The 13,732-nt window shown below is 70.9% G+C and carries 8 protein-coding genes; 6 read left to right on the top strand and 2 right to left on the bottom strand.

Translation table 11 applies throughout. From position 1 onward, the window contains the following. Positions 1-61: 61 nt before the first annotated feature. Positions 62-2,644 carry an alpha-glucan family phosphorylase gene (glgP, locus tag ACNKF0_RS07515; protein ID WP_416957116.1) on the bottom strand — a complete coding sequence of 861 codons (2,583 nt, stop codon included), beginning with the start codon at positions 2,642-2,644 and terminating at the stop codon, positions 62-64. 110 nt (positions 2,645-2,754) lie between these two features. Between glgP and ACNKF0_RS07510 the strand changes: the two genes are divergently transcribed. Genes ACNKF0_RS07510 through glgB form a run of 4 tightly spaced genes read left to right on the top strand, consistent with a single transcriptional unit; the run spans position 2,755 to position 9,816 of the window. Continuing rightward, positions 2,755-4,734 carry an alpha-1,4-glucan--maltose-1-phosphate maltosyltransferase gene (locus ACNKF0_RS07510; RefSeq protein ID WP_416957114.1) on the top strand — a complete coding sequence of 660 codons (1,980 nt, stop codon included), beginning with the start codon at positions 2,755-2,757 and terminating at the stop codon, positions 4,732-4,734. A 23-nt stretch (positions 4,735-4,757) separates the two neighbouring features. Continuing rightward, positions 4,758-6,485, top strand: a complete 1,728-nt coding sequence (gene treS, locus ACNKF0_RS07505; RefSeq protein WP_416958446.1) for a maltose alpha-D-glucosyltransferase — start codon at positions 4,758-4,760, stop codon at positions 6,483-6,485. Next, the gene (locus ACNKF0_RS07500) at positions 6,482-7,885 is read left to right on the top strand and encodes a maltokinase N-terminal cap-like domain-containing protein (protein WP_416957112.1); all 1,404 of its coding nucleotides are present in this window, start codon (positions 6,482-6,484) and stop codon (positions 7,883-7,885) included. The genes treS and ACNKF0_RS07500 overlap by 4 nt, the downstream gene beginning before the upstream one ends. After that, positions 7,882-9,816: a 1,4-alpha-glucan branching protein GlgB gene (glgB, locus tag ACNKF0_RS07495; protein ID WP_416957110.1), complete on the top strand. Its 1,935-nt coding sequence runs from the start codon at positions 7,882-7,884 to the stop codon at positions 9,814-9,816. Before ACNKF0_RS07500 ends, glgB begins: the two co-directional genes overlap by 4 nt. Positions 9,817-9,841: 25 nt before the next feature. Here the strand turns inward: glgB and ACNKF0_RS07490 are convergent, their stop codons facing one another. Beyond that, complete coding sequence (locus ACNKF0_RS07490; protein ID WP_416957108.1) at positions 9,842-10,681, bottom strand: hypothetical protein; 840 nt, start codon at positions 10,679-10,681, stop codon at positions 9,842-9,844. Positions 10,682-10,879: 198 nt separating this feature from the next. On the opposite strand from ACNKF0_RS07490, the gene ACNKF0_RS07485 reads away from it, so the two are divergent. Then, positions 10,880-12,733 carry a multicopper oxidase domain-containing protein gene (locus ACNKF0_RS07485; protein ID WP_416957106.1) on the top strand — a complete coding sequence of 618 codons (1,854 nt, stop codon included), beginning with the start codon at positions 10,880-10,882 and terminating at the stop codon, positions 12,731-12,733. Between the two features lie 250 nt (positions 12,734-12,983). Beyond that, positions 12,984-13,727, top strand: a complete 744-nt coding sequence (locus ACNKF0_RS07480) for a hypothetical protein (protein WP_416957104.1) — start codon at positions 12,984-12,986, stop codon at positions 13,725-13,727. Positions 13,728-13,732 lie beyond the last annotated feature (5 nt).

Below are 13,732 nucleotides of genomic sequence, written 5' to 3'. Positions count from 1 at the left end.
CACCAGCCGACAAGCTCAGCGATCCCCGGCCGACCGGGGATCGCTGAAGCTGTCAGGCAGTTCAGGCGGGCTCGGCGACCAGCCCGAGCTCGGCGACCGAGGCCAGCGACTCGTTGCGCGGGACGACGCGGACGGTGTAGCCGAACGGGCCGGAGACGGCGAGCGGCACGGCGGCGTCGAAGCGGTGGCGGTTGCCGTCGTAGGACTCCCCCACCAGCATCGGCGTGACCGAGGTCGAGGTGAGGACGTCGTCGGAGCCGATCCGGCCGTGCACGACCTGCACCTCGACGTCGTCGGGCGAGAGCGAGCCGAGGGCCACCCAGGCGCGGACGGCGAGCGTCGCACCTACCACGGCCTGGTCGCCGACGCCCTCGGAGTCGACGTGCTCGACGCGGACGCCCGGCCACGCGGCGCGGACCTCGTGCTTCCAGCCCGACAGCGTGCGGGCCCCGGCGTAGTCGGAGTTGAGCGCGCGTGCGGTGTGCGCGGCGGGGGCGTAGAGCTCGCGGACGTAGTCGCGCACCTGGCGGGTGGCGAGCACCTTGGGGCCGAGCGACTTCAGCGTGTGGCGGACCATCTCCAGCCAGCGCGGCGGCACGCCCTCGTCGTTGGTCTCGTAGAAGCGCGGCACGACGTCGGTCTCGAGCAGGTCGTAGAGCGCGTTGGCCTCGAGGTCGTCACGCCGGTCGGCGTCCTCGATGCCGTCGGCCGACGGGATCGCCCAGCCGTTGTTGCCGTCGTACCACTCGTCCCACCAGCCGTCGAGGATCGAGAGGTTGAGACCGCCGTTGAGCGCGGCCTTCATGCCGGAGGTGCCGCACGCCTCGTAGGGGCGCAGCGGGTTGTTGAGCCACACGTCGCAGCCGGGGTAGAGCGGCTGCGCCATCGCGATGTCGTAGTTGGGCAGGAACGCGATGCGGTGCCGGACCTCCGGGTCGTCGGCGAAGCGCACCATCTCCTGGATCAGCCGCTTGCCGGTCTCGTCGGCCGGGTGCGCCTTGCCGGCGATGACCAGCTGGATGGGGCGCTCGGGGTCGAGCAGCAGCTTCTTGAGGCGGGCCGGGTCGCGCAGCATCAGCGTGAGCCGCTTGTACGTCGGCACGCGGCGTGCGAAGCCGATGGTCAGCACGTCGGGGTCGAGCGCGCTGTCGATCCAGGTGGTCTCGGCAGCGGCGTAGCCCCGCTTGGTCGCCGAGCGACGCATGCGGTCGCGGGCGTCGTCGACGAAGCGGGTGCGCAGCGTGCGCTTGAGGTCCCAGATCTCGCGGTCGCTGATCTGGTCGACGAGCGGCCACAGGGCGTCGGTGTCGTCGCTGTCGACGTCGGCGCCGCGGCTCGCGGCCAGCTCGATGACCTCGCGGGCGATCCAGGTCGGGCCGTGGACGCCGTTGGTGATCGACGTGATCGGCACCTCGGCCTCGTCGAAGGCCGGCCAGAGGCCGTTGAACATGCCCCGGGACACGTGTCCGTGCAGCTCGGAGACGCCGTTGGCGCGCTGGGCGAGGCGGAAGCCCATGACCGCCATGTTGAAGACGCCGGCGTCGCCGCCCTCGTAGTCCTCGGCGCCGAGCGCGAGGATCCGGTCGACCGGGACACCCGGCGTCGGCGAGTTGCCGCCGAAGTACTGCGAGACGAGCTCGCGCGGGAACCGGTCGATGCCGGCGGGCACCGGCGTGTGGGTGGTGAAGACCGTGCCGGCCCGGGTGATCTCGAGCGCGGTGTCGACGTCGAGGTGCGGCCCGGCCTCGTCGACGGTGAGCTCGCGGATGCGCTCGATGCCGAGGAAGCCGGCGTGGCCCTCGTTGGCGTGGAACACCTCCGGCGCCGGGGCGCCGGTGATGCGCGACCACACCCGCAGGGCGCGTACGCCGCCGACGCCGAGGAGCAGCTCCTGGCGCAGCCGGTGCTCGGAGTTGCCGCCGTAGAGCCGGTCGGTCACGTCGCGGTAGTGGGCGCTGTTCTCCTCGATGTCGGTGTCGAGGAGCAGCAGCGGCACGCGACCGACGTGGGCGACGAGGATCCGGGCCACCAGGTCGGGGCCGTCGGGGAGGGCGATCGAGACCGTCGCCCGGGTGCCGTCGGCCTCGCGCAGCACGCTCAGCGGCAGCTCGTCGGGGTCGAGGACGGGGTAGCTCTCCTGCTGCCAGCCGTCACGGTCGAGCGCCTGCTTGAAGTAGCCGTGGCGGTAGAACAGGCCCACGCCCACCAGCGGGATGCCGAGGTCGGAGGACGCCTTGAGGTGGTCGCCGGCCAGGATGCCGAGGCCGCCGGAGTACTGCGGCAGCACCGAGGTGATGCCGAACTCGGAGGAGAAGTACGCGATGGCGCGGGGCGCGTCGTCGCCGGCCTTGCGGGCGTACCAGCGGTCCTCGGAGAGGTAGCGCTGCAGGTCGGCGTGGGCCGCGTCGAGCCGGCTGCGGAAGTCGCCGTCCTCGACCAGCTCGTCGAGCCGCTCTCGGCCGACCGCGCCGAGGAAGCGCACCGGGTCGCACTTGACCTGGCGCCACAGCTCGGGGTCGATCGAGGAGAACACGTCCTGGGTGGGCGGGTGCCAGGACCAGCGCAGGTTGCCGGCCAGGACGGACAGCGCGCCCAGGGGCTCGGGCAGGACAGGACGGACGGTGAATCGTCGGAACGCTCGCACGGACCAGCACGCTAGGCCATTTCTTGGAACGATCCAACCTTGGAGCCAAAGGGGTGAGACCGAAGGGGTCCCGGCTTGCGTGCGGGGTCGGGGTTCGCAAGTGTGGGGCCATGGTTGGACGGATACCCGTGATGGATGTCTCTCCCGTGGTCGACCTGGGTCGACAGTCGGCCAAGGCCACCGTCGGCGAGCCGATGCCGGTGCGCGCGTCGGTGTTCCGCGAGGGCCACGACCAGCTCGCGGCGGAGGTGGTGGCCACCGACCCGGCGGGACGTACGCGCGACCCGGTGCGGATGCGACCCGACGGCGAGGCGCCCAACCGCTACGTCGCCCACGTGACGCCCGACGTCGAGGGCGAGTGGACCTTCGAGATCCACTCGTGGTCGGACCCCGTCGCGACCTGGGAGCACGACGCGGGCATCAAGATCCCCGCCGGGGTCGACGTGGAGCTCATGTTCACCGAGGCACGGCTGCTGCTGGAGCGGGTGGCCGCGGGGACGGGCAAGAACGCCCTCGACAAGCGGTCGGCCGCCGTCGTCTCGGGGGCGGTCTCGGCCGCGACCGACACCGAGCGTCCCGTGGCCGCGCGCCTCGCCGCCCTGCAGGACCCCGAGCTCGAGGGCGTGCTCCTCGCCCACCCGCTGCGCGAGCTGCTCACCGTCACCGGGCCGTTCCGGTTCCGCGCCGACCGCACCCGCGCGCTCTTCGGCAGCTGGTACGAGTTCTTCCCGCGCTCGGAGGGCGCGACGCGCGACGAGAAGACCGGCAAGGTCACCAGCGGCAACTTCCGCACGGCCACGAAGCGGCTGGACCGGGTGGCCGAGATGGGCTTCGACGTCCTCTACCTGCCGCCGATCCACCCGATCGGCGAGGTCAACCGCAAGGGCCCCAACAACACCCTGACGCCCGGTCCCGACGACACCGGCTCGCCGTGGGCGATCGGCAGCAAGGACGGCGGCCACGACGCGATCCACCCCGACCTCGGGACGTTCGAGGACTTCGACGCCTTCGTGGCGCGTGCTCGTGAGCTCGACATCGAGGTGGCCCTCGACCTCGCGCTGCAGGCGGCGCCCGACCACCCGTGGGTGACCACGCACCCGCAGTTCTTCACCACGCGTGCGGACGGGACCATCGCCTACGCCGAGAACCCGCCGAAGAAGTACCAGGACATCTACCCGATGAACTTCGACAACGACCCGGCCGGCATCTGCCGCGAGGTGCTGCGGGTCGTGAAGCTCTGGATGTCGCACGGGGTGCGGATCTTCCGCGTCGACAACCCCCACACCAAGCCGCTCGCCTTCTGGGAGTGGCTGCTGGCGGAGGTACGGCGTACGGACCCGGACGTGCTCTTCCTGTCCGAGGCCTTCACCAAGCCGGCGATGATGCACGGGCTCGGTGCGGTCGGCTACCACCAGAGCTACACCTACTTCACCTGGCGCACGGGCAAGCGCGAGATCGAGGACTACCTCGTCGAGGTCGCGCACGAGTCCGACCACCTCATGCGGCCCAACTTCTTCGTCAACACCCCCGACATCCTCCACGCCTACCTGCAGTACGGCGGCCCGGCGGCGTTCAAGGTGCGCGCCGCGCTCGCCGCGACGGGGTCGCCCAGCTGGGGCGTGTACGCCGGCTACGAGCTGTTCGAGCACGTCGCGGTCAAGCCGGGCTCGGAGGAGTACCTCGACTCCGAGAAGTACCAGATCCGCGTCCGCGACTGGGAGAAGCGAGACGCCGAGGGCACGACCCTGGCGCCCTACCTGACCCGGCTCAACGAGATCCGTCGCCACCACCCGGCCCTCCAGCTGCTGCGCAACGTGACCATCCACTCCGCCGACGACGACCACGTGCTGGTCTTCTCGAAGAAGCAAGGGGACGACGTCGTCATCTCGGTGATCAACCTCGACCCGCACGGCACGCGCGAGACCATGGTCCACCTCGACATGCCGGCGCTCGGCATGGAGTGGCACGACTCGTTCGTCGCCCACGACGAGATCACCGGTGAGGACTGGAGCTGGACCGCCCACAACTACGTCCGGCTCGACCCCGGCTACGAACCTGCCCACGTGATCGCTGTCAGGAGGACCCGTTGACCGAGCACCCCACGTCGGCCCAGATGCCGACGGACGCGACCCGCGCGACCGCCGTGCTCAACGCAGAGCCCGAGTGGTTCCGCACGGCGGTCTTCTACGAGGTGCTGGTGCGGTCCTTCCGTGACTCCAATGGTGACGGGACCGGTGACTTCAAGGGCCTGATCGAGAAGCTCGACTACCTCGAGTGGCTCGGTGTGGACTGCCTGTGGGTCCCGCCGTTCTTCACCTCGCCCCTGCGCGACGGCGGCTACGACGTGGCCGACTACAACAACATCCTCCCCGAGTGCGGCACCGTCGAGGACTTCCACGAGTTCCTCGACGCCTGCCACCAGCGCGGCATCCGGGTGATCATCGACTTCGTCATGAACCACACCAGTGACGCCCACCCGTGGTTCCAGGCCAGCCGCAGCGACCCCGAGGGCCCCTACGGCGACTTCTACGTGTGGTCCGACACCGACGAGCTCTACCAGGACGCCCGGGTCATCTTCGTCGACACCGAGCCGTCCAACTGGACGTGGGACCCGGTGCGCCAGCAGTACTTCTGGCACCGGTTCTTCCACCACCAGCCCGACCTCAACTTCGACAACCCGAAGGTCCACGACGCGATGCTGGACGCCATGGCGTTCTGGCTCGACATGGGCCTCGACGGCTTCCGGCTCGACGCGGTGCCCTACCTCTACGAGCGCCCCGGCACCAACGGCGAGAACCTCCCCGAGACGCACGACTTCCTCAAGAAGTGCCGCCGCTTCGTCGACGAGCACTACCCCGGGCGCGTGCTGCTCTGCGAGGCCAACCAGTGGCCCGCCGACGTGGTCGAGTACTTCGGCCCGGAGGAGACCGAGGACGGCCGGTGGATCGGCACCGAGTGCCACATGGCCTTCCACTTCCCCGTCATGCCCCGCATCTTCATGGCGGTGCGCCGTGAGTCGCGCTTCCCGATCTCGGAGATCCTCGAGCAGACGCCGGCGATCCCCGACGGCTGCCAGTGGGGCATCTTCCTGCGCAACCACGACGAGCTCACCCTCGAGATGGTGACCGACGAGGATCGCGACTACATGTGGTCGGAGTACGCCCACGACCCGCGCATGAAGGCCAACATCGGCATCCGCCGCCGGCTCGCGCCCCTGCTCGACAACGACGTCAACCGCATGGAGCTCTTCACCGCGCTCCTGCTGTCGCTGCCCGGCTCCCCCGTCCTCTACTACGGCGACGAGATCGGGATGGGCGACAACATCTGGCTCGGTGACCGCGACGGCGTGCGTACGCCGATGCAGTGGACGCCCGACCGCAACGCGGGCTTCTCCAACGCCACCCCCGGCAAGCTCCACCTGCCGGCGATCCAGGACCCGGTCTACGGCTACCAGTCGGTCAACGTCGAGGCGCAGCTGGAGAACACGTCCTCGTTGCTGCACTGGACGCGACGACTGGTCCACGCGCGGCGCCGTCACCCGGCCTTCGGGCTCGGCGACTTCGTGGACCTCGGCGGCTCCAACCCGAGCGTCCTGTCCTACATCCGCGAGCACCGCGGCGACGAGGATCGCGACGTGATCCTCTGCGTCAACAACCTGTCCCGCTTCCCGCAGCCCGTCGAGCTCGACCTGCGACAGTGGGAGGGCATGGTCCCCGTCGAGCTGCTGGGCGGCGTGCCGTTCCCGGCCGTCGGCGAGCTGCCCTACCTGCTGACCCTGGGCGGCTACGGCTTCCTGTGGTTGCGGTTGACGGATCCGAGCAGCACGGGAGGGGAACCGTGAGCAGCACCGAGATCAAGGCCTGGATCGACCAGGCGCGCTGGTTCGGCGGCAAGGGGCGCGACTGGGAGCTCGGCAGCGTACGCCGGGTGGGTCGGCTGCCCGACGCACCCGACTGGCTGCACGTCACCATCGAGCTCGCCGAGGTGGCCTACGCCGACGGGTCGAGCGACCTCTACCAGCTTCCACTCGCCTTCTACACCGAGCCGCAGGAGCGGATCGCGCACGCGCTCATCGGCGAGTGGGAGGACGACGAGCTCGGCCCCTCCTTCGTCTACGACGCGCTGCACGACCGCCAGGCGATGGCGCTGTGGCTGGCGGCGTTCGCCCGGCACGGTGTCGAGCCCAGGCCGCCGTCCGACGTGCGCGGCGACCTCATGTTCCACCGGCTGCCGGGGCACGACCTCGACATCGAGGCCCACTCCACGCTGTTCTCCGGCGAGCAGTCCAACTCGTCGGTGGCGTTCGGCGAGGACGCGCTGATGAAGGTCTTCCGCAAGGTGACCCCGGGGGTCAACCCCGACATCGCGATCCACCAGGTCCTCACCGAGGCCGGGTCGACGCACGTCGCCGCGCTCTACGGGTGGCTCGACCTCGTCGACGACGACACCAACACGACCATCCAGCTCGCGATGCTGCAGCAGTTCCTCCGCACCGCGAGCGACGGCTGGGACCTGGCCCTGGCCAGCGTGCGCAACCTCTTCGCCGAGGCCGACCTGCACGCCGACGAGGTCGGCGGCGACTTCGCCGGCGAGGCCGCGCGGCTCGGGACCGCGCTGGCCGAGGTGCACGCCGACCTCGCCACGCACTTCCCGGTCGAGCGGCGCGAGGCCGGCGCCCTGGGCGACCTGGCCGGCGCGATGGAGGGCCGGCTCGTCGCCGCGCTCGACGTCGTACCCGACCTGGCGCCGTACGAGGCCGGGCTGCGCGAGACGTTCGCCCGGCTGCGCGATCTCGACGGCGTCGACGTGCAGCAGGTCCACGGCGACCTCCACCTCGGCCAGACGCTGCGCACCGTCAGGGGTTGGAAGATCGTCGACTTCGAGGGCGAGCCTGCCAAGCCGCTCGCCGAGCGGCTCAAGCCCGACTCGGTCTGGCGCGACGTGGCGGGCATGATCCGCTCCTTCGACTACGCCCCGCGCGTGGTGGCCATGACCGGTGGCGCCGACGTGGGCGGCGAGGCCGAGCAGCGCGCCTACCGCGCCTCGGAGTGGGCCGCGCGCAACCGCGCCGCGTTCCTCGATGCCTACACCGACAAGCGCGGCGAGGCGCTCGACGGCGCCAACGAGGCGCTGCTCGACGCCTACCTCGCGGACAAGGTCGTCTACGAGGCGGTCTACGAAGCACGCAACCGTCCGGGATGGCTCTCCATCCCCCTCGCCGCGCTGGAGGAGACATCATGAGCAACCCCGTCAGCAAGCCCGTGAGCACCACCGGGAACAACACCGTGAGCGAGACCGTGGACACCCACGCCCCCGGCGAGCTCGACCTGCACCTGATCGGCGAGGGCCGCCACGAGCAGCTCTGGACCGTGCTCGGCGCACAGGCCGGACCGGACGGCACGTCGTTCCGCGTCTGGGCCCCCAACGCCCTGGAGGTCCAGGTCGCCGGCGAGTGGGCCGGCTGGGACGGCTCGGCGCACCCGATGACGCGCCTCGACGGCTCGGGCGTCTGGCACGCCCACGTCGCGGACGCCGGTGTCGGGTCGCAGTACAAGTACCGCATCCGCGGCGCCGACGGCCAGTGGGTCGACCGCGCCGACCCCCTCGCGCAGTACGCCGAGAAGCCGCCGAGCTCCGCCTCGAAGGTGTGGCGCTCGCAGCACGAGTGGAACGACGACGCGTGGCTGGCGGCTCGTGCCTCCAAGAACCCGGTCGACGAGGCGATGTCGACCTACGAGGTGCACCTGGCCTCGTGGAGGAAGCACTACAGCGGCGAGCTCTACTCGTGGGACGAGATCGCCGACGCGCTGGTCCCGTACGTCTCCGACCTCGGCTTCACCCACGTCGAGCTGATGCCGGTGATGCAGCACCCGTTCGGCGGGTCGTGGGGCTACCACGTCACCTCCTACTTCGCCCCGGACTCGCGCTTCGGCGACCCCGACGGGCTCAAGCGCCTCATCGACCGGCTGCACCAGGCCGGTGTGGGCGTCATCCTCGACTGGGTGCCCGGGCACTTCGCCACCGACGAGTGGGCGCTCGCGCGCTTCGACGGCACCCCGCTCTACGAGGACCCCAACCCCCAGCGAGGCTGGCACAAGGAGTGGGGCTCCCACATCTTCAACTTCGGCCGCAACGAGGTGCGGAACTTCCTCTACGCCAACGCGGTGTACTGGCTCGAGGAGTACCACGCCGACGGGCTGCGGGTGGACGGCGTCGCGTCGATGATCTACCTCGACTACGCCCGCGAGCACGGCGAGTGGTCCCCCAACAAGCACGGCGGCAGGGAGAACCTCGAGGCCGTCCAGTTCCTCCAGGAGATGAACGCCACCGTCTACAAGCGGGTGCCCGGCATCGTCACGATCGCCGAGGAGTCCACCGCCTGGCCCGGCGTCACCGGGCCCACGAGCGACGGCGGCCTCGGCTTCGGGTTCAAGTGGAACATGGGCTGGATGCACGACTCGCTCAACTACGTCTCCCAGGACCCGCTCTACCGCAGCCACCACCACGGCCAGATGACGTTCTCGCTGGTCTACGCGTTCGCGGAGAACTACGTGCTGCCGATCAGCCACGACGAGGTCGTGCACGGCAAGGGCTCGCTGCTCCGCAAGATGCCCGGTGACCGCTGGCAGCAGCTGGCCAACCTGCGCGCCTACCTCGCCTACATGTGGGCGCACCCGGGCAAGCAGTTGCTCTTCATGGGCTGCGAGTTCGGCCAGGAGTCCGAGTGGGCCGAGAGCCGCGAGCTCGACTGGTGGCTCCTCGAGCACCCCGAGCACGCGGGCGTCCACGCCATGGTCCGCGACATGAACCGCGCGTACGCCGAGACCGGGGCGTTGTGGGGCCGCGACAACGACCCGGCCGGCTTCCAGTGGATCGACGCCAACGACGCGGGCGCCAACACCTTCTCGTTCGTACGTCGCTCCCCCGGCGAGCCCGACCTGGTGTGCGTGGCCAACTTCGCCGGCAACCCGCACGAGGGCTACCGGCTCGGCCTGCCGTCGGCCGGCACCTGGACCGAGGTCCTCAACACCGACGCGGAGTCCTACCACGGCTCCGGTGTGGGCAACCTCGGCTCGATCACCGCGGTCGCGGGCGAGCACCACGGTCAGCCGGCTCACGCCGACATCGTGGTGCCGCCCCTGGCCACCGTCTGGTTCCGGGCCGCCGACTGACAGCGGCCCGGAGCCGGGCTCCGCCTCAGGTGAGGTGGATCATCTCGATCATCCCCATGGCTGCGTGCGGCATGCCGCCCATCTTCGGGTCGGGGAAGAAGCAGAGGACGGCGTACTGGCCTGCGGGCAGGTCGTAGTCGACGGTCATGCTTCGCCCGGGGCTCAGCGTCCCGGTCTCGAGCGAGCCGGCGAGCGCCCACGGCGGCGGGCCCTGCTGCTCACTCTGCAGGGATTCGAGCACCTGGTCGACGGTGGTGCCCTCCGCGACCTGCTGCATCGCCACGAAGTGCGGCTGGTCGGCCTTGTTCTTGAACTGGAACCGGCCCTTGCTGGGCAGCTGGGAGGCGCCGCCCCACGAGGGGCCGTCCTTCGCGAGGATGTTGCCGTCGGTGCGGGGTGCCTTGGACGACCGCTTGGGTCCGTCGACGACGAGCGTCTTGCCGGTGACCAGGCCGCGATTGCCCAGGGAGAACGGGGTGTATGCGCCCGGCTTGGGGAACACGATGGTGCCGGAGCCGCCGGACAGGCCGCCGATGATCGTGGACTTGTTGATCGCCCGCTTGAGCGCCTTCAGGTCGTTCTTGGCGCCGTACGTGTTGATGTCCTCGGTGAAGTCCGCGACGTCGTAGCCCTTGTCGAAGGTCACGAACTCGACGATCCCGCGGCCTCTCACCTCGAGGTGCGCCCGGCCGGCCCTGAGGTCGTCGGCCCCCTGGACCCGGATCGTCTTCTTGGTCAGCGTCGCGATGAGGTGGGGCGTGGCCGCGCGGGCGCTGGTCGTGGCGGCGCCGGACGCTCCGGCGGTCGTGGCAGGGGCGAGGAGGACGGGCGAGCTCGCGAGCGCGGTCGCGCACACGACCGCCACCGCCCTACGCAGTCCGGTAGGCACATGCATGGTGGTCAACCCTTCTGGAGTGGTGCGGTGGCGCCCCTCGGCACCACTTTCCAGTAGAGGCACGTCGCGACGCCGGCGTCATCATCGAAATACGTGAGGTCCGGGCACGGTCCAGACCACCGCGATGGAGGGGTGCCGGCACCCCGTCGCTGATGCACACTCGGGACGATGACGGGGATCCTGCGTGGCAGGCCGGCGGCCTGGCTGGCCGTCGTCGTGGCGTGCGCGGTCGCGCTCGTGGCGGTCGACGCACGACCCGGATCGGACCGGCGTACGGCGTCCGCGGAGGCGGTGCCCAACGCCACGATCGTCATCGAGGAGGGCGGCGCCCGGACCGGGTTCGCCACCCCCGAGGTGACCGTCGGTGGCGGCGGCACCGTCACCGTGGTCAACCTCGACTCCATGGACCACACGGTCACGTCCGTCGCGCGCGCCGCCGACGGGACCCCGCTGTTCGACGTACGCGTCGCCGCCGGCACGTCCGCGACCATCCCGGGGATCGAGGGGCTCTCCGCCGGGGCCTGGGCGTTCTTCTGCAAGTTCCACCCCAACATGCGGGGCGTGATCACGGTCGAGGGCGTCGCCGGCGGGGTCGTGCCGGTGGACACCCGCTTCGAGCAGCCACTGGTCGTCCCGTCGACGCGACGCGGCGCCGACATCAGACTGGTCATGCGCCGCGCGAAGGTGCGGACCCTCCCCCACGGGCCGCGCACCTCGATGTGGACCTACGATGGCAGCTATCCCGGTCCCACGATCCGCCGCCGCGGTGGGCGCGGCACGGAGGTCACCGTCGTCAACCGGCTCCCGCGCGGCGCCGGGTCCATGACGACGCACCTGCACGGCGACCACCACGCGTCCGCGGACGACGGGCAGCCCACCACCCACCTGATCGGGCGCGGCGAGGAGCGCACCTACGACTACCCGCTCGTGGTCGACGGGCGCCCTGAGCCCGGCTCGTTCTTCTGGTACCACGACCACCGCATGGACCGCACCGCCCGCAACAACTGGCGCGGCCTGCAGGGCATGTTCATCGTCACCGACCCGCCCACACCCGGACTCCGGCTGCCGACCGGCCGGCGTGACGTGCCGCTGATGGTGTCCGAGCGCTCGTTCACCCCCGGCAACCAGCTGACCGACCCGTTCGCCGACGGGCCCGAGATGGCCGGCCACGACGGCGACATGTCGTGGACCGGGCCCGACGCCCCGCCGGACGACGCCACGGTCGGGGACACGGTCCTGGTGAACGGCCGCTACGCGCCGTACCTCGAGGTGTCCGCGACGCGCTACCGCCTGCGGCTGCTCAACTCCTCGCCGTTCTCGAGCTACAACTTCACGCTGTCCGACGGCCGGCCGTTCCTGCAGATCGGCACCGGGAGCGGCCTGCTCCCGAGGGCGGTCGTCCGGTCCAGCGTGCTGCTCGGTCCCGCCCAGCGCGCCGACGTGCTCGTGGACTTCAGCGGCGCCACCGGGCAGCGGCTCGTGCTCGCGTCGGTCCCCGCCGCGGCGGGGACCTCCGGCGACGACGCCCGCGAGACCCCCGTGATGGAGCTCCGGGTCGGGGCGCCGGCCCGGGACGCGTCCAGGCTGCCGTCGAGGCTGCCGTCGCCGAAGCTGGTGTCCCCCGTGCCGGCGAAGGTGTCGCAGACCTGGACCTTCGGGCTCGAGGAGTCCTCCCACCACGGCAGCGCCTGGACCATCAACGGCCGGGCCTTCGACCCGCGCCGGGTCGACCACCGCGCCCGCCTCGACAGCGTGGAGCGGTGGCGCTTCCGCAACACCAGCGACGTGACCCACTACGTCCACGTCCACGCGGAGCAGTGGCGCACGCTCCGGCGCGACCGCCGGCGCCCTCCGCCGTGGGAGCGCGGCCTCGAGGACACCTGGCGCCTCGAGCCCGGCGAGGAGGTCGAGGTCGCCGCCCGCTTCACCGACTACACCGGACCCTTCATGATCCACTGCCACATGCTCGACCACGAGGACCACGGGATGATGGCGCGCTTCGACGTCGTCCCCCTGAAGTGACACGGTCCCGACCGCCTCTCGCGACGGATCAGTCTTTGCTGTGACACGGTCCGTGCTGCTACCCAGCTCGACGAGCTCGCCGTGGCGGCACACACCGTGACGCAACGCGGTCGACAAGGCTGTCGGAACCGGTACGCCGTGTGCCACAACACCGTCGACCTGACGCTGGGTGTCAGCCAGGCGTGTGACACATCCCCGTGCCTGTGGAGAGCGACTGGCGGGCGGAGCGGCGTGTTGCTCGAATGATCCTGTGCCCAAGCTCGTCGACTACGCCGGACGCTTCGCCTTCTTCGAGCTGGCGAGCTTCACCCTCGTGCGCGACCACGGCGTCGACCGGCTCAGCCGGCATGCGATGGCTCGTGTGCTGGCCACCTCGATCAGCACGATCCGGCGCCTGCTCGACCCGGAGGCCGACCTGCGTCGCCTCGCCCTCAACGAGGTGGCCTACCGGCGCAGGCGGCGGCTCATGCCGGCTACCCGTGCCACGGGTGCCGACGCCGGTGCGCGCCTGCTGTTGCCCCTCATCCCGTCGGTGCCGGAGCAGGTCGCCGAGGAGCTGGTGTGGTGGCGGCTCGTCATCGCCGCTCCGACGACGGCGGCCGTGCCGTCGGACGCGGACATCGATGACGACGACGAGGACGGCGGACCCGTGCACCACCGCTTTGCGATCGCGAACCACGGCTACGTTCCTCCCGAGGTGCTGCGTGCCAGCATCGAGCCTCCGCGCTCTGCGACGTCGCCCGGGGGCGAGGTCGACGTCGTGGTGGCCGCGAGGCAGCAGCACGATGACGATCTCGCCTCCCGGCTCGAGACCGTCGTCCGCGTCACAGCGCCGGAGCTCGACGCCACAGCGGTCGCCCACCACGCGCAGGTGCTGCAGGTCGTGGTGGACGGTCTCGGGCTGGCGGTGAGCGTCGGGCGGCTCCGCCCGGACGAGGCTGCGAGCCTCGCCCGGGCACACGTGGCGAGGTTGACGCTGACAGCGCCTCGCTAGGGTGA

Origin of the sequence: Nocardioides sp. T5, from assembly GCF_048161455.1 — a bacterium.
Taxonomy (GTDB): Bacteria; Actinomycetota; Actinomycetes; order Propionibacteriales; family Nocardioidaceae; genus Nocardioides.
Note: the sequence above shows the minus strand (reverse complement) of the source record. Positions and strands in the feature narration are given on the sequence as shown.